At 56.7% G+C, this 16,428-nt stretch carries 18 protein-coding genes; 8 read left to right on the forward strand and 10 right to left on the reverse strand.

Features of this window, described 5'->3' with window-relative positions; translation table 11 throughout:
- Nucleotides 1–376: 376 nt before the first annotated feature.
- Nucleotides 377–904, forward strand: coding sequence for an SgcJ/EcaC family oxidoreductase (locus VF639_RS10660; protein WP_331145887.1), 528 nt, complete (start codon nucleotides 377–379; stop codon nucleotides 902–904).
- A 92-nt stretch (nucleotides 905–996) separates the two neighbouring features.
- On the opposite strand, the gene VF639_RS10665 is transcribed toward VF639_RS10660, so the two are convergent.
- Both VF639_RS10665 and VF639_RS10670 read right to left on the reverse strand, forming a co-directional pair.
- Complete coding sequence (locus tag VF639_RS10665) at nucleotides 997–1,950, reverse strand: aldo/keto reductase (RefSeq protein WP_331145888.1); 954 nt, start codon at nucleotides 1,948–1,950, stop codon at nucleotides 997–999.
- A gap of 187 nt (nucleotides 1,951–2,137) precedes the next feature.
- Entirely contained in the window at nucleotides 2,138–2,422 is a 285-nt protein-coding gene (locus VF639_RS10670) for a hypothetical protein (protein WP_331145889.1), read from the reverse strand.
- Between the two features lie 421 nt (nucleotides 2,423–2,843).
- Here VF639_RS10670 and blaOXA point away from each other — a divergent pair, with 421 nt between their 5' ends.
- Entirely contained in the window at nucleotides 2,844–3,656 is an 813-nt protein-coding gene (gene blaOXA / locus VF639_RS10675; RefSeq protein ID WP_331145890.1) for a class D beta-lactamase, read from the forward strand.
- 197 nt (nucleotides 3,657–3,853) lie between these two features.
- Here blaOXA and VF639_RS10680 read toward each other — a convergent pair whose 3' ends face one another.
- The 7 genes from VF639_RS10680 to VF639_RS10710 all read right to left on the reverse strand — a co-directional run bounded on the left by VF639_RS10680 (nucleotide 3,854) and on the right by VF639_RS10710 (nucleotide 10,718).
- Nucleotides 3,854–5,200 carry an alpha-amylase family glycosyl hydrolase gene (locus VF639_RS10680; protein WP_331145891.1) on the reverse strand — a complete coding sequence of 449 codons (1,347 nt, stop codon included), beginning with the start codon at nucleotides 5,198–5,200 and terminating at the stop codon, nucleotides 3,854–3,856.
- Nucleotides 5,201–5,345: 145 nt separating this feature from the next.
- Nucleotides 5,346–5,825, reverse strand: coding sequence for a DinB family protein (locus VF639_RS10685; RefSeq protein WP_331145892.1), 480 nt, complete (start codon nucleotides 5,823–5,825; stop codon nucleotides 5,346–5,348).
- A gap of 106 nt (nucleotides 5,826–5,931) precedes the next feature.
- Nucleotides 5,932–7,749: a DUF885 domain-containing protein gene (locus VF639_RS10690; RefSeq protein WP_331145893.1), complete on the reverse strand. Its 1,818-nt coding sequence runs from the start codon at nucleotides 7,747–7,749 to the stop codon at nucleotides 5,932–5,934.
- A complete protein-coding gene (locus VF639_RS10695) occupies nucleotides 7,746–7,961 on the reverse strand; it encodes a hypothetical protein (protein ID WP_331145894.1) in 216 nt (71 codons plus the stop codon). Before VF639_RS10695 ends, VF639_RS10690 begins: the two co-directional genes overlap by 4 nt.
- 89 nt (nucleotides 7,962–8,050) lie before the next feature.
- Nucleotides 8,051–9,502: an alpha-amylase family glycosyl hydrolase gene (locus tag VF639_RS10700; protein ID WP_331145895.1), complete on the reverse strand. Its 1,452-nt coding sequence runs from the start codon at nucleotides 9,500–9,502 to the stop codon at nucleotides 8,051–8,053.
- A gap of 60 nt (nucleotides 9,503–9,562) precedes the next feature.
- Nucleotides 9,563–9,967 carry a DUF983 domain-containing protein gene (locus VF639_RS10705; protein WP_331145896.1) on the reverse strand — a complete coding sequence of 135 codons (405 nt, stop codon included), beginning with the start codon at nucleotides 9,965–9,967 and terminating at the stop codon, nucleotides 9,563–9,565.
- Between the two features lie 289 nt (nucleotides 9,968–10,256).
- Nucleotides 10,257–10,718, reverse strand: a complete 462-nt coding sequence (locus tag VF639_RS10710; protein WP_331145897.1) for a hypothetical protein — start codon at nucleotides 10,716–10,718, stop codon at nucleotides 10,257–10,259.
- Nucleotides 10,719–10,823: 105 nt separating this feature from the next.
- Between VF639_RS10710 and VF639_RS10715 the strand changes: the two genes are divergently transcribed.
- The 5 genes from VF639_RS10715 to VF639_RS10735 all read left to right on the forward strand — a co-directional run bounded on the left by VF639_RS10715 (nucleotide 10,824) and on the right by VF639_RS10735 (nucleotide 14,661).
- Nucleotides 10,824–12,107 carry a helix-turn-helix domain-containing protein gene (locus VF639_RS10715; RefSeq protein WP_331145898.1) on the forward strand — a complete coding sequence of 428 codons (1,284 nt, stop codon included), beginning with the start codon at nucleotides 10,824–10,826 and terminating at the stop codon, nucleotides 12,105–12,107.
- Nucleotides 12,108–12,269: 162 nt separating this feature from the next.
- Nucleotides 12,270–12,806 (forward strand): hypothetical protein, encoded by a 537-nt coding sequence (locus tag VF639_RS10720; RefSeq protein WP_331145899.1) that lies wholly within the window; start codon nucleotides 12,270–12,272, stop codon nucleotides 12,804–12,806.
- A gap of 115 nt (nucleotides 12,807–12,921) precedes the next feature.
- A complete protein-coding gene (locus tag VF639_RS10725) occupies nucleotides 12,922–13,512 on the forward strand; it encodes a YceI family protein (RefSeq protein ID WP_331145900.1) in 591 nt (196 codons plus the stop codon).
- 234 nt (nucleotides 13,513–13,746) lie between these two features.
- Complete coding sequence (locus tag VF639_RS10730; RefSeq protein WP_331145901.1) at nucleotides 13,747–14,088, forward strand: hypothetical protein; 342 nt, start codon at nucleotides 13,747–13,749, stop codon at nucleotides 14,086–14,088.
- Nucleotides 14,089–14,331: 243 nt separating this feature from the next.
- On the forward strand, nucleotides 14,332–14,661 hold the full coding sequence (locus VF639_RS10735) for a hypothetical protein (RefSeq protein WP_331145902.1): 330 nt from the start codon (nucleotides 14,332–14,334) through the stop codon (nucleotides 14,659–14,661).
- Nucleotides 14,662–14,800: 139 nt separating this feature from the next.
- On the opposite strand, the gene VF639_RS10740 is transcribed toward VF639_RS10735, so the two are convergent.
- Complete coding sequence (locus tag VF639_RS10740; RefSeq protein ID WP_331145903.1) at nucleotides 14,801–15,598, reverse strand: hypothetical protein; 798 nt, start codon at nucleotides 15,596–15,598, stop codon at nucleotides 14,801–14,803.
- A 398-nt stretch (nucleotides 15,599–15,996) separates the two neighbouring features.
- On the opposite strand from VF639_RS10740, the gene VF639_RS10745 reads away from it, so the two are divergent.
- Nucleotides 15,997–16,362 (forward strand): hypothetical protein, encoded by a 366-nt coding sequence (locus VF639_RS10745; RefSeq protein ID WP_277232768.1) that lies wholly within the window; start codon nucleotides 15,997–15,999, stop codon nucleotides 16,360–16,362.
- Nucleotides 16,363–16,428 lie beyond the last annotated feature (66 nt).

Genomic DNA, 16,428 nt, shown 5'->3' on the forward strand with positions numbered 1-16,428 from the left:
CGACGACTTTTTGAGTCGTCGCACCACTATCGTTGAACGACTCGTCTTGCTTATAGCGGTTTGGTGAACGGTGCCCCCATTGCTGTAGAGACGCCTCTTGGCGTCTCGTTGTTGAACAAGCGTTGGGCAGGCGGCACCAGACTATCAGACGCCAAGAGGTGTCTCTACAAGCGGGTGCACTGTTCACCAAACCGCTATAACACCGAGCAGACTTCAGCAACGAGAGGGGTACCACGAAGTCCTGCGGGCAATTTCTGGCATCACGCCAGTACTTCACAATTTCACTGCTTCACCGCCTATAATGTCGGTTTTTTACCTCTGATCAGGGACGGTGAGGGGGTAAGTTTGGGCATTATTCACCAAGCCATCCTGCCACATGAAACGGTTCCTGCTTGCCCCACTATTCGCCACCAGTACGCTGGCACACGCTCAAATCAAAGCCGATGAAGCACAAATCAAGAGCATCGTCAACGAGTTTATGATTTATGATGCCAGCACCAAAACGTTTGATTTCAGCAAGCTGTTAGCCCGCTCGACCGAAGATGCCAGTTGGGTGAACATAGTGGGTATGTATTGGGGTGGCCGCGAAACTATGGGACGGGCATTGAACGGGATGTTCAACCAGCGCAATATGTTCAAAGACGTCAAGTTCGAGCGTAAAAGCACTACCATCCGCTTCGTAACCCCGGACGTGGCTATTGCCAAGGTGGTGTCGCACGTGGGGGAGTTCTACCCACCCGACGGGGTAAACCGCGGCACGAATGTGGTGCCGGCGTCAGACGAAATGGGGACAATGGTATTTGTAAAAAAGGGCGGCAAGTGGTTTTTCACTGCTGGTCAGAATACGATTATAGATGCCCGGGCCGCTGCCGACAACCCCATTCAGGCGGCTGCCAAGGAATAGCTCACAAAAACGCCAGTGCCTCATGAAAGGCACTGGCATTTTTATGGGTAGCAGGATGTGACATTTCTGTCAGCTGCCACAACTCACTGCCGTTAGGAACTGGCTTCCCCGAGTTCCTGCAAATCCTGCGGGCTGAGCTGCAACTCGGTAGCGCGGAGCAGCTCTGTAATCTGCTCGGGGCTGGTGCCACTGGCAATGGGAGCAGTAAGGCCGGGCTGCGCCATAATCCAGGCCAGGGCTACTTGGGCAGGCGTAGCTTGCTCTTGACGCGCCACCACGGCATCGAGGGCAGCCAGAATTTTCAGGCCCCGGTCGTTGAGGTATTTTGGCCCGATGCTGCTGCCGCGGATGCTTTTGCTGAGGTCGGCTTCGGTGCGGTACTTGCCGGTGAGAAAACCCGAGGCCAGCCCGAAGTAGGGAATGATGCCTACCTGCCGCTCCTGCGTGAGGGGCAGCAGCTCGTTTTCCAGGCCGGCGCGCGCATACAAGTTGTACTCCGGCTGCAACGACTCGTAGCGGGGCAGGTTGTGTTGCGCACTGGCATCGAGGGCTTCGCGCAAGCGGCTGGCCGAGTAGTTAGAAGCCCCAATGGCCCGGATTTTACCTTCCTTGATAAGGTCGGCGTAGGCTTCCAGCGGCTCCGTCACGGGCAGACTTTCGTCGTCCTTGTGCGACTGGTACAGGTCGATATAATCGGTGTTGAGGCGGCGCAGCGAGTCTTCTACTTGCTGCTTGATGTAGGCTTTGGCGAGGCCTTTGCTACCGTCGCCCATCTCCATGCCCACCTTGGTTAAGATCAGCACGTCGTCGCGGCGGCCGCGCTGCTTTAGCCACTTGCCAATCACCGCTTCCGATTCACCGCCCTTGTGGCCGGGAACCCACGCCGAGTACACATTGGCGGTGTCGATGGCATTGCCGCCACCGGCTACGAAAGCGTCTAGTACTTTGAAAGACGCGGCTTCATCGGCGGTCCAGCCGAAAACGTTGCCACCCAACACGAGGGGCGCAATATGCAGGCCCGAACGGCCCAATTCACGATGTTGCATATGGTGTAGAATGAATAAAGCCACTTTCGGAGGTGGCCGAAACACGCTACAAACTGTAAAACCTGGCTTGGGTTACAAAATTCCATAAATAAGCAGCCCCGGAAGTCGGTAGCTTATTATTGGCTACCACCCTCCGGGGCTGTACTAAATAGGCTGTATAGGAATCGACACTAAATAAAATCCTGAATTAGGTGTTTCTATCTTGCTTGCGGCTGATGGTTACGTGCTCTTGCGGCAGATCTAGCTGCTGCAAATAAGGCTCTAGGCAACGCTGATTGGTGAACGTGCGAAAGAAGTCGAGCTCCGGGCAAGTTTGTTCCATCCATAGTTCACAGTAGTAAGTACCCAAATGGTAGAGGTTGATGCTGTAGTTGCCTTCAGGCCGACCGGCTAAGTAGGTGCCATGGCTAAACAAGTAGCCGCATTGCTCTTCAGCCGGCAACGTGAGAAATTCGTGATGGGTAAGTTTCATACTTGGGAGGATTGGAGTTGGTTACTATTCTGCATTCTTCGTACCACATCATACTATTTTAATAACATGTCATTAAGATAAGTTTGCTAAAACGTTTAAGGAGGTAATTCCTGCAACTCTAGTTTGTGTGCGAGTGTAGCACAGGCCGAATCAAATCGAGAACAGTCTATTTGTAGGAATCTCAAACTGAGATATAGTTAGCTATGAAATGAAGATGCTGAGAGGTAGAAAGCGCGTTGATTTACTTAGCGACCAGTAGATGGTAGGACGAGAAGCAGCCCGCCTGAAAGTAGAAGCACGTGCTACTTGGTGTGCTAGAATTATGGTGGTTTCCTGTCCAAACAAGCGCTGACTGTAGCGAAAAAGGAAATAGCAGCTAGTCTCCTAACTTGCCTGCTCTTTCTCTTTTGACAGTATAGCTATGCGTTTGTTCTGGTTGATCTTCCTACTGCTACTCAACTTGGCTGCGGTTCCGGAGCCGTCGACAGTAGAGCGGGATTTTCAAAGGTATTTCAGCCCATATAGGGTGCAGGGCTCATTTTTGCTTTACGACGAGCAAGCTGGCCGCTTCACCGCTTACAACCTGAAACGCTGCCGCCAGGGCTTCCTGCCCGCCTCCACCTTCAAGATTCCCAACACCATTATCGGGCTGGAAACCGGGGTAATTCAGGATACCAGCCAAATCATGAAGTGGGACGGTCGCAAGCGCAGTTTTCCGCAGTGGAACCAAGACATGACCTTAGGTCGGGCCCTGCGTGTATCCTGCGTGCCGTGCTACCAGCAGATAGCCCGCAACATAGGCGGCAGGCGTTATAACGAGCAGCTACCCAAGCTGAAATTCGGGCAGATGCGCGTAACGGAGGCTACCGTCGACAGCTTCTGGCTAACTGGCTCTTCGCGCATTACACAGTTCGAGCAAATCGACTTTCTGCGCCGTCTACACGCTAATAAGCTGCTCGCCACGCTTGAGCACCAGCAAACAACGAAGGCGTTGTTGCAACTCCGCAAAACGCCCGATTATTGTCTCTACGGCAAAACCGGCTGGTCGGGCCGCACCGCTACCAGGCCCGACAACGGCTGGTTTGTGGGCTGGTTGGCGCGCACTGATGGCCGCACGTTCTACTTTGCCCTCAACGCCGAGCCCCAACCCGGCCACACCGCCGCCGATACCAAGTTCGTCCCCGCCCGCCGCGCCATCACCGAGGAAATACTAGCCGAATTGAAGCTGCTGTAGGCGAGGTAATAGAGAATCAGAAGGCCGTCAGGCTGAACTTGTCGAAGCATCTCGCTCGAACCGTTGCAACGGTAAAGGGGTTTACCGCACTAACGAGATGCTTCGACTTCGGCTGCGCACCCTGGCTTGATGCGCCACCTGCTCAGCAGGAGGAACTGATAGTTCATTGTTGATTGTTATTTTCTTCCCTGAAACCATCACATGCGTTCCAGCACCCGCCAGTCGTGTGGCAAAATAGACAGTTCAGAGTCGGCTTGCAGGTGGAGCTTTTCGCCGCTGAATACATCGTGGTAGATGCCGGCAGCTTCAACAGGCAGGGTAAGTTGTTGTGGCGTGGGAGCTATGTTGATAGCCGTAAGCACAGCGGTTTCCTCATGCCGACGAATGAAGGCGTACACATTGGGAGTAGTGGGAAAGCGCTCGAAGCGGCTTTCCAGGATGCCGTTGTGCAGGGCAGGGTGGCGTTTGTTGAGTTGCAGCAGCTTGGTATAGAACTCTTGCAATGGGTAATCCTGCCAGTCTATTGGGTCTCGGTCGAAGAAGGCTAAGCGCTTTTGCAGGGCCGCTTCCTGCCCGCTGTATACGAGCGGCATCCCCGGCAGCAAGGCAGTCAATACGGCGAAGGGCAGAACATTGGGGCCGAGGCGCTCGTATTCGGTGCCGTCCCAACTATTCACGTCGTGGTTGCTAGTGAAGTGCATCAGGTACACATTGGGCGGATATTTGGCCCGCTCGGCGGCCAGGTACACGTCAATGTCGTGGAGTGGCTGCTTGTCTTCGGCAATGTGGTCGAGCAGGTAGTGCAGGCGCAAACCGAAGGTCATGTCGAAGGCGCGTTCGAGCAGGCGGGTGTTGCCGTCGAACTGCTCCCATGTGAGGCCGCCCGAGGGGTAAAGTTCGTCCCATTCGGCCAGCAAGAACACCGGCTTTACCTGATCTAGCTCCTGGCGGGCGGCCTCCCAGAAATCGGTGGGTACGAGGCCGGCTACGTCGCAACGGTAGCCGTCGAGGTCCACTTCGCGCACCCAATACAGCAGCGCATCGGTCATGTAGCGGCGCAGGGCGGGCTGGTGGTAGTCGAGGTCGATGACGTCGTGCCAGTCGGGGATGGGCGGCACGAAGTTGCCGGCCGCGTCGTGAGTGTACCAGTCGGGGTGCTCGGTCACCAGCGGGTTGTCCCAGGCGGTGTGGTTGGCCACCCAATCAATGAGCACGTAGAGATCCAGCGCGTGCGCCGCTTGCACGAGGTGGCGCAAATCGTCGAGCGTACCGAACTCCGGATTTACGCCGTAGTAATCCTGTACCGCGTATTGGCTGCCGAGCGTACCCTTGCGGTTGACTTCACCAATCGGGTGAATCGGCATCAGCCAGATAATGCCCACGCCCATATCGGCCAGGCGCGGCAAGTGCGCCTCGAAAGCTTGAAATGTGCCCTCCGGCGTGTACTGGCGCACATTCACCTCATAGATGCTGGCGTGCGCCGCCCAGACCGGGTGCTGCACTTGAAATAGATGCGAGTCGGGGTGTGAAGCAGATTCAAGCACAGCAAGGAGGCCTAACGTGAAGTGGTGAAATTGTGATGTGGTGAAGTGAACAAGTGAAATTGATGTTCAAACCACGCTATCTGCGCTGCTTGTACCAGCAGAACATTAACCTAAAAACTGCACAAGTTCACCTATTCCAGATAGGTTAAAACCTGATAACGTCGGTGTCAACGGGCGTGTAGCCTAGCTGCCGGCTCATGCTCAGCAGCTGGCCTTTGTGGTGAAACTCGTGCGTAACAACGTGGGTAAACAGTGCCAGCGGTGTAAGCAATAGGGGCGTGGGGCGACTAGGAACTGTGAAGAGTTGGGTGGTTTGCCAGTGATTTTCGGCCCAGGCGCAGTAACCAGTCACCAACTCATCCACCTCCCGAAAGAGCTGACGCACTGCTTCCACATCAGGTATTGTCGCCGGGTCGACGTAGGAGCGGGGGTGACCTTGCGCCACGATATTCAGCCAGTGCCGATACGCGTTGGCTACGTGCACAAGTAGGTCGCGCAAGCTGCTGTTGTTGAAGACCGGTACGGGAGCCGTGAAATCAGCCGGGCCAAGTGTCGCACAGTAGTCCAGTAGCGCGGTACGGGTGCTTTTCACCAAGTCATACTGAGCGAGAAGAACACTTGACATGAGTTGTGAAGGGACTAATTGGTTGGTGTGGCACAACGCAGCCGATCTTACTGCGCCTGTCAATTGCTGCCAGATCAAGCAGGAAGGGCTACTTCAACAACGAGGCCTACTTCTGCCGGGCGGCCCAGGCATCCATTTTGCGCTCCAGCACGGCCAGGGGCATGCTGCCGCCGGCCAGTATTTCGTCGTGGAAGGCACGCAGATCGAATTTCGAGCCGAGCTGTTTGGCGTATCGGTCGCGCAGTTCGCGGAGCTTGAGGGCGCCGGTTTTGTAGGCTAGCGCCTGCCCCGGAATGGCCATGTACCGCTCTATTTCGGCGGTAGCGCCTTGTTCACTGATGGGCTCGTTGTTGATCATGTACTTAATGGCCTCTTCGCGGGTCATGTTCTTGGAATGCATGCCCACGTCCACTACCAAGCGAATGGCGCGGTGAATTTCGTCGCCGAGGGCGCCAATTTTCTGGTACGGGTCGGTGTAGAGGCCGAGTTCCGGCCCCAGGCTTTCGCAGTAGAGCGCCCACCCTTCGCTGAAGGCCGGATACGAAGCGAAACGGCGGAACTTAGGCAAGCCAGTGTTTTCCTGCTGCAACGATAACTGGTAGTGGTGGCCTGGAATGGCCTCGTGCGCAAACAGCGACTCCATGCCCGAGGTGGTATTGAACTTGGTGGCATCCAGAATAGGCACGTAAAAAGTACCCGGCCGCGAGCCATCAGGCGTGCCGCGGTTGTACTCGGCCGAAGCGGTGGCGGCCCGAAACGCCTCGGTCTGCCGAATCTCGAACGGCGACTTGGGCGTGCGGCCAAACAGCTTGGGCAGATTGGGCGTGATGCGGGCCTGAATGGCGCGGAAGGCGTTGAGCACGTCTTCGGGCGTTTTGTAGGGCGTGAACTTGGGCTCGGAGTTCAGGTAAGTGAAAAAGGCCGGCAAGTCGCCTTGAAAAGCTACTTGCTTTTTCACGGCTTCCATCTCGATCCGAATGCGCTTCACTTCGGCCAGGCCGGTTTGGTAGATGGCGTCGGGGGCGCGGTCGGTGGTGGTCATCAGCCGGACGTTGTAGGCGTACATTTCGGCGCCGCCGGGCACCGCGGCCAGGCCGGTGCTGGTGCGGGCCTTGGGCAGGTACTCGGTTTGCAGGAAGTCGGCCAGCTTGCGGTAAGTAGGTACTAGCTGCGTGAGAATGGCTTGCTGGTAGGCGGCCGTGAGGCGAGTTTTATCGGCTTCCGAGAAGCTGGCGGGTAGGCGGGTAACAGGGCCGTAGAACAGGCTCTTGGTAGCGTCGGTGGTGATTTGGGCCTGAAGCTGCGGCACCATTTTCAGGACCAACGCCCGCGGCAGCACCACACCGGCTTTCATGCCCTGCCGGAAGTTGCTGACGGCCGAGTCGGCCCACACCGGAAACTGACCGATGCGCTTCAGCCAGTCGTCGTAGTCTTTCACGGTTTTGAACGGCTGCGCGCCCGTGCCCGCCCCCAACTGGCCGAGCGTGTTGGGTAGGCTATAGAACTGCGCAAACGGCATCATCCAGCTATTGAGCTTCAACCCGTTGAGCCGGCTTTGCATTTCGTACTCGAAAATGTCGTAGCTCACTCGGTCCTCGGCCGACAGCTTGGGGCGGTCGAACTTTTGTAGGGACGTCAGGTACTGCTGGTAGAACTGCTGTTGCTGCTGGCGGAAGGCGCGGGTTTGGTCGTTGGGGAGCTGGTCGTTGTAGCGGTAGTCGCCCTGGCTGGTGGCGTTAAGCGGAAACAGCTTGCCCCGGTCTTCCCAATAGGTGTCGAACAGCTTGGCCAGCGTGGTTGAGGAGGAAGTTGTTGTGTGAATTAGCGCTTTGGTAGCAGTGGCTGATTTTTTAGCTGATTGGGCAGCTGCTATTCCGGCCGGCAGCCACAAGGCCGCGAGCAGGGCAAAGGAAGTTGTTTTCATGGGTTGCGTGCGGGCAAATGAGGCCGGCAAGCTACAGCTTTCACCGCAACGGAGGAGGGCGGCACGTCGATTTTCTGCCCGAAAAACCCGTAACGGAACAGCACGAAGTGGGTTTCTTGGCCTTGCTGCCAGAGGCTGTAGCGCGAAGCCTGCGCTTCGCGTATCGTTGAACGATAATCGGTTTTACGGCGCGGCGTCAATCGTTCAACCATACGCGGTGGTTGCAACGCTAGCAATACCAGCCGTTCAACGATACGCGAAGCGCAGGCTTCACGCTACAGCCTCCTAATGCGTAACGTATCTAAAACCAGCTCCTTTTTTGCTCTGGCAGCCGCTCGTACACTCGGTAGCTATGCGGGGTTAAAAGCATTTTCGAGGTGGCGCCCAGGCGGATGCTTTGCTCGGTGAATAGCTCGCGGAAGTTGCCTGGTTCCAACTCCCGCATCATCAACTCGTGCGGCTTGTTATCGAGGTTAAGGGCAACTAGCACCTCTGCCGCGTCTTTCCGCCGCACAAAGGCATAGGTTTTCAGATCGGAGGAGACGGGCAGCCGCTCGAACTCACTGCACGGGTCGCCGTTGCGCAGGGCCGGGTGGGTTTTTTTGAGTTGGAGCAGCTTGGTGTAAAAGTCTTGCAGCGGGTAGTCGTTCCAGGGAATGGTATCCTTGTCGAAGAAGCGCAGACGTTTTTTCAGGGCGGCTTCCTGGCCGCTGTACACCATAGGCATGCCGGGCAGCAAGGCAGTTAGCACGGCAAAGGGCAGGGCGTTTTTGCCGAGGCGCTCGTATTCGGTGCCGTCCCAGCTGTTCACGTCGTGCGAGCTGGTGAAGTTCATCAAATACACTTGAGCGGGGTAGCGGCGGCGCTCATCGGCCAGGTACTTGTCGAGGTGGGCGGTGGTTTTCTGGCCTTTGGCAATGCTGTCGAGCAGCGTGTGCAGGCGCAGGCCATAGGTCATATCGAAGGCCTTTTCCAGCAGCTTGGTATTAGGGTCGAAGGCGGCTTTGGGAAGAAAGGCTGGTGGGTACAATTCGTCCCATTCAGCCAGCATAAACACCGGCTTCACCTGTTGCAACTGCTGGCGGGCATCGTTCCAGAAATCGGTGGGCACGAGGCCGGCTACGTCGCAGCGGAAGCCGTCGAAGTGGGCCTCACGCAGCCAGAACGCCATGCTTTCGGTCATGTAGCGGCGCAGTTCGGGTTTGCTGTAGTCGAGGTCGATGACGTCCTGCCAATCAGAAACGGGCGGTTGAAAATTGCCTTGTTTGGTTTTGGTGAACCAGTCGGGATGCTCTTTGGCCAGCTGACTGTCCCAGGCGGTGTGGTTGGCCACCCAATCCAGAATTACGTGCATGCCGCGCTGGTGGGCCGCATCAACCAGGTGGCGCAGGTCGGCCATGGTTCCAAACTCCGCATTCACGGTTCGGTAGTTTTGGATGGAATACTGACTGCCCAGCGTGCCTTTGCGCTTGAACTGGCCGATGGGCTGTACCGGCATCAACCACAAAATACCCACGCCCATTTGCTGCAAACGGGGCAGGTGCGCCTCGAAAGCCCGAAATGTGCCCTCAGGCGTGTACTGCCGGATATTTACTTCGTAGATGCTGGCATTGCTGGCCCAGGCCGGGTGTCGAATGGTGTAGGCGTCGGGCAAGTCCGGCCCACATTCGGCCGCAATTCCTGCGGCGTTCTGGTTGCAGGAAGTTAGCAGCACCAGCAAACCAGCCAGTAAACAAAGCAAGGGTTTCGACATGCGGAAATATACTCCTTTGTTGTCTGCGCCAAGCTGCGGCGCCAACAACGCGGCAGGGCGCTACACCGTCCGGTGCGATGGGTTGGCGCGGTCGGGGTCGTAGTGGATACCGCCAAACCAATACAGCATTAGGGTGCGCGAGTACCGCAGGCTCAGCGGCGTAAGCAGTATCGAGACTACCGCCACAGACACGATATACACCCAGGTGTCGGGGTCGTTGAGCAGAAAATACACGCCAAAGCCCACTACCAGCATAATCCCGGTCGAGAAGGCAAAACTGATGTACATGGCGCCCCAGTAGAAGCCGGGCTCGGGCTCGTAGGTTTGTCCGCACACCGGGCAGGCCGGGGGCATATCGGCAAACTTGGTAAGGTTGAAGGCCGAATACGTGAACAGCCGACCTTGGTGGCAGCGCGGACAGCGCTTTTGCAAGGCCGCTAACGTCGAGGAATCTGTTGTTGACATAGTACGAGCACTGAGGTGAGCTTTTTTAGAATCTAGTTGGCGAGAGTCAGCCTGTCATGCTTGATCTAGCGCCTGCGTAGGCGCCGCCAAAGCATCTGGCCGGCATGATAGAACCGGTTACTACTCTGGCGTCAGCACGCGAGATGCTTCCTGGCGTCAGCATGACGTTCTTTTGGTTTCTATATACCCTAGTGAAATCTACTACGTTCGAAAAGGGCAAAGAAGCTAGGTTTGCAACTGTATTTGCTGCTACTGTCTGCCTTGAACAGGTGCCTGCTACTGTCCCACTTCAGTCGTCGCTGAAGTTGCGGAGCCGCTTCTTGCTGATTTCGTAGCTCAGAATGGCCGGAACGTAGAACGTAACATCGGCCAGCAGCTTGGCCAGCACAATGCCCGCCCCGAAGCTGCCCAGCCAGCGCGGCAAATAGTACATGAGCGCCGGCCTGATTAGCAGACTATCAAGCACTTCGGCTAACCCAAACTCCACCGCCAGTGCCCGCATATTGCGCCCAAAGGTGCGGCGCGTGTATGGACGGCTTTGCGCGTGGCAGGCCCGCCGCGCCAACAACACATCCTGCCCCAGCAGATATCCGAAATACGCCACGTTGCCCGCCCAGGTGCCCGCCAGCGCGACGCTCAGCTGGCTATGCGTGCCGTGCAACGTCAGCCAAGCCCCCAACAGCGTAGCCGCCATCGACAGCACTTCGGCGGGCAGATACCGGCGCAGCCATTCCCGGATTTTCTGTTTCATACGGGCCAGGTGCGAGACACTAGAGAAACTACTATTTTACCGTCAGTAAGGGCAAGTTACCGTTCGGCAGCTTGCGGTACGCTTTCTTTCCTTCCGTTCTATTCTATGCAAATCCCGCTTACGCCCCTCGTTGTGCTCCTGTTTGCGGTGATAACCCAGGCTGTATTTGCAGCAGGGCTGTTGGGGACGGCCCGCGCCAACCAGTTGCCGAACCGCTTTCTGGCCTTGCTCATGCTGGCCATTGCCTTGTGGCTGCTCGATGGGTTTTTTCGGGTGGCCAACATCTACGCGCAAAACCCGAACTGGTACTTCGCCCCTATCTATTACTCGTTTGCTTTCGGGCCACTGCTTTATTTCTACGTCCGCAGCCTGATCAATCACGATTTTCGGTGGGAGACGCGCTATTGGTGGCACTTCGTGCCGGTGCTGATACAGGCGGGCCTGTATGGCTGGCTTCGGTTGCAGAACTACGAGACGCGCAACTGGTTTTGGCAGACCATTCACCAACCCTACACCTACCGCGTGGAGTTTGTAGGCACTTGGCTTTCGCTCACGCTTTACCTGGTGCTGAGTTTGCGCCTGCTGCGCCAGTACCGCCGCTGGCTACTCGATAATTTTTCGGAGACGTCGCAGCTGCGGCTGCAGTGGCTACGCACGTTGCTGGTGCTGGTGGCCGTGGTGAGCGTGCAGTGGCTAGCTGAATTGGTGCTGCGCGAGTTTTTTGGCCTCTACTACCGCTACGATTACTCCACGGAGTTGCTTGGCGTGGTGGTGTTTCTGGTCGGGGTAGTGGGCCTGCGCCAAGCTGATATGCACGCCGTCCGTTTTGCGCCCGAAGAGGCGGAGCCATACGCTGAGTTGCCAGTTGCGGCTAGTAGCTTAACCACGGTGGAAGCTAGATTGCCAGAGCTGAACGTGGCGGTGCCCTTCCCGGAGGTGTACGCCACCGCCAATGACACAACCACGAAAGTGGCTGCCGCTTCCGCCGCCGGAGGTGTTGCAAACGAAGTGAGCGTAGCCGCGCCCACCGCAAAGTCCGCTGCTATTACCGTAGACCCGGCCGTGGTAGCCCGCATCCGGCAGGCGCTGGAAGAAGAGCAACTATACCTGAACCCCACGCTCACGCTGGCCGAGCTGTCGGCGCACACCGGCTTGGCGCCCCGGCTAATTTCCTTCACCGTCAACAACGGCTTCGGCCAGCCCTTCAACGACCTGGTCAACAGCTACCGGGTGGCCGAAGTGAAGCGCCGCCTCGCCACCTCCGACGCCCAGCGCCTGACGCTGCTGGGCATCGCCTTCGAAAGTGGCTTCAACTCTAAAACCACCTTCAACCGCATCTTCAAACAGTTCACCGGCGTAGCCCCCCGGGACTGGCAAGAAGGTAACTAGGAGTTAGGAGCCAGGAGCTAGGAGGGGAGCTAGACCAGACCTCCTAGCTCCTAACGCCCAACAGCGCCCACATCATGATATGGGGCGTTCCAATGCTGGATTCGGGGCGTTTGGGGCATTTCGGACCTGCACCTTTGGGCCATACTTCAACCTAGTATGGTCATGAAAACACTACTCCTGCTGGCCGCCCTGATGGCCGCCCCCGCCGCTCCGCTGCTGGCTCAGGCTCCGGCCGCTACTTCTTCCGCCTGGTCGAACCATAGCCGCGTGCTGCCTGATAAGCTGCGGCAGGTACCCGTGGGTATTACGCTTTGGCACACACCTAATCCGGTGTATCCGGTGCCCAACCCCGAGCAGCCGGGCGGCTACGTGTGGAAGCACAGCACCATGATCCGCTCGGAAGTAGGGGAGTTGGAAGTGGTGGAATGCGGCAGTTTCATTTGGTACAGCGCCGAGGGGTGGAAAGCCAATATGAAGGAAACGCCCGCCGAGTTTGCCGACCTATTTCGCTGCCCCGGCGCCCACCTGCAAGCCGGCCAGACCTACACCTTCGAGAAAAACTACCGCTACGCCGACAGCGCCCAGCGCCTCTACGGCGGCGACGCCCTGTGGTACATCCTGGCCAAAGACAAAAACGGCAAGCTCTACAAAGGCACCGGCCTCATCGAAACGGAAGGAGGTGAGCCGGTGAAGAAGTGACCGGGGACAGGCAAAATGATTACAAAGCCAAGCCCCACCGACCTCGTCATCCCACTTCTCTAGTTGCCTCTCACCTCGTCACCTCTTTCACCGCAAATACTTTAAGCCTAATCCCATGAAAAATATCCTCGCCTTCCTGCTTTTCGTTGCGCTGGTTGCCTTCAAGCCCGCCGCTACTACCTACCAGGCCAGTTTGGCTGGCAGCCGGCTAACCTGGACCGGCCACGCCGAAGCTGGCACCTGGGCCCCCACCGGCACTTTGCAATTGCGCCGCGGTACCTTCGACTACGACGGCCGCACCCTGCGCAACGGCCGCTTTGAATTCGACATGAGCACCATCAAGCACGAAGACGCCAAGCTAACCGAGCACCTGCGCGGCACCGATTTCTTCGACGCCGAAAAATACCCAACGGCTGTATTCGTACTGCGCGAAGTCGGGGCTGGTACTGTCGTCGGCCAGCTCACCCTCAAAGGCATTACCAAGCCCGTGCAGTTTCCCGTCGTTGTAGAGCAGTTGCCCGATGGTCAGCTGCGCGTGAAAGGCACCGCTAGCCTCGACCGCACGCAATTCGGCGTGAATTACAATTCCAGCAGCTTCTTTCAGAATTTGGGCTCCTATGCCATCCGCAACGACTTCCAGCTGACATTCGATTTGGTGGCCTCTCCCGCCAAGCAAGGCGCCCTTTCGGCGGGCAACAAGCGTTAGCACGCAACTCAGAATTCGTGCCTCCTCCTCCTTGACCAACTACCAGCGCGCCGTGGCCAAACCGGGTGCTATGCAACACGGAACGACTTGCAAGGCAATGGCCGGTCGGGGACGTAGAAAATGCGAATAACCGGGCGCCTGAAAGTGCCCTACATAGTAGTTGTTGCAACGCCCGTTAGCTGAGCGGCGTACAGGCGGGTAACTTTCCCGTTGTTTCCCTAAACCCTGTTTGCCATGAACCACAACACCCGCATCGAAGAAACCATCCGTGACATCTACGCTGCCTTCGAGCACCCCGGCAAGCATCCGCTCGACACCCGCCTCACTGGTATCGACAACTGGATTGCCGCTCTCGATGGTCTCGGCGGCTCAGCACTTACGGGCACGCTGTCGCAGCTACGGACCTTGCGGGGGCACATGGAGCGCAACGACCATCCTGCCTCGGCCGTGTCGTTGCAGCAGTTAGGCCAGGAAACTTCCGTAATGGCGCGTGATCTGCGTGGCGAAACCGGCGACCATCTGCGCCACCTGGGTCAGGCCCTCATTATAGCCGCCGGCAACCTGAAGGCGTCCTAGCCTTGCTGTTAAGTTTTCAAGAATAAAATAGTAGCGTATAAAATTTAGGCCGGTCCCGCTCTTCCCTGGAGCAGGAGCGGCCTTAGTTTTGTGGCGCATAGTCCAGCTACGCACCATCTGACGAGCTACTGTTTAAGGCGCAATATGTTTTGCGGTGGTTTGTTTAAGCTTTTGAAAATCAACATTAAACAGCTTCGGGAGTACTAGGAGTGTTCATTTCTTTCCAACCAAAACCACTTCACTATGAGTACTTCCACTAGTCAACTCGATGCTACCCTCCAAGCGCTTGATGGAGGCTTGAGCGCCGCCGCACCAGCGGCTGCTGGCAACATTCAGAGCTGGATTTCCACGCTGAACGGCGCCGGTAATCCTTCCCTGAGCGCCATTGCCTCGGAGCTGGAAAACCTGCAAACCGCCATCGGTAGCGGCGACAGCGCCCAGATCGGGCAGTCGTTGAAAACGCTCGGCGAGCATACCACTAAGGCGGCCCAAAGCGCCACGCCCGATGCCAGCGCCAAGCTCCAGCAACTCGGCCAAACGCTTAGCTCGGCTGCTACTTCGCTGAAAGCGTAGTTCTCCGTTCGATCGAACAAAAAGGCTGCTCCAGTACTTGGAGCAGCCTTTTTGTTGTTGGCTGATGTCGCAGTAGTTAGGTAGGACTTTGATGGTACACGCTGCTCATACAACTCGCCGTACCCGATTGGCACGAAGGCTATTGAAACCGCAGTGCGTATCCAATAACTGTATCTAGAACCGGGGACTTATCTTTTACCACCACGTCTGCGACAAAGGCCTCTAAATCTGAGTCGTTGCGGATGGCTGTTAGGAAGGGCTGGTACTGTTCGGCCTGCATCACACGAGCCATGATAAACACAGACGTAGAAAGACCAAAGGTGCTATAAAAACTGCTGGTAAGAGGCTTTTTCTCGTTGTACTTGGTTAGTGCCTCACGCAGTAAAGTCCGGCGCTTGCTTGCTGACAGTTGAGCTAGATACTCGTCCTGGGCCAGAATCATTTCCACGAAGCTGAAGCGGAAGGAATAGTCTCCGCGTTGCAGCTGCCCCGCCGGCAAACAGGACGGTCCCATGTTTTGGTAGCGCTCTAGTAGTAGAGATGCTGCATCCGGGCGCTTGCGCAACTCACCGAACCCATTGAAGTCTTCTAGTTGAGCACGGGTGCCTCGTTGCAGCGAATTGAAGGCTAGGACATCGAATAGTAGCGGATAATCCAGGCAGGTAGCCAGCAGGCCCGGAGTGGAGATGGTTTGCAGGGTGGTTGCCGGTATCTGGCAGGCGTCAACCATGGCTTGGCCGGTTGTAAACTGCTGCCAGGCTGCAGTGCCCGGTCGAACCGGGAAGTTGTAGGCGTCGGCGATAATGGGCGCTACGTAGGGCGCCGTGCAGGCCGAGCCAGCACCAACCAACTCAGGTGAGTCTTCTTTGCTGCAAGCCGCCGACAGCAACAGTAGCAACAGCAGCAATTTAGAGCTAGCGGAGTAGAGTGTCTTCATGCTGTAGGAGGAAGTATATCTGTTTTCAATGGGTAGTTGATACTCTCAGAGCGATGCGAATAAAAAGAACCTGACTTGCCTACGAGCCTCCTGATAGATAATAGGTTGCATGGGCAATAGCATAATAATCAAAACCGAAAAGCAGAGTAGAACTAGCAATATAGCAGTGCGTGGGGCCCGCTAACCCTAAGCAATCAGGTGTGGAAATCAAGCGTAGTGTGTGAGCACAAGGGCACTAGTGGCGCTGCAAGTACCGCTTTGTTGGAGGCGCAGATGTACGATAAAGTGCCTTGAAACGTAAGCTGAGCCGTATGTGAAAATAGCAGCCAGTTGCCAACCCTAACGTTAGGGATGCAGTAGATAAGGTTTCTTTTCTTTCCACCGAACCCCCTTATACTATGTCTGTTTCTCATTCTGCCAGCGCCGACCAACTCGAAGCATCCCTCCGTATTTTCCGCAGCGGCGACCTCGCCCAAGCCCTCGACCTCGCCCACAAAAACATCGACGGTTGGATTCAGATGCTCCGGGCTTCCGGCGAAACGGCCCACGCCACCATCGCCGCCGACCTGGTGCAGCTAAAAGGCTACCTCAGCGGCACCGACCCCAATCCCATCAGCGACACGCTCCAAACCCTGGCCGAGCACATCAACAGCATCGTCGATAACGCCAACCCGCGCTTCATCAACTCGCTCGACGAGCTGTCCAAAGCCCTCACCGACGCGGCCCGCAACCTGCAACACCAACGCGACTTGCAGCAGCAGTAAGAGGTGAGGTAATGAAGTTGTGAAATAGTGAGTTCAATGTTCTATTGGCGCCAATAGAACGTTGAA

It is taken from the genome of Hymenobacter sp. (assembly GCF_036387835.1).
In the GTDB taxonomy this organism is placed as follows: domain Bacteria; phylum Bacteroidota; class Bacteroidia; order Cytophagales; family Hymenobacteraceae; genus Hymenobacter.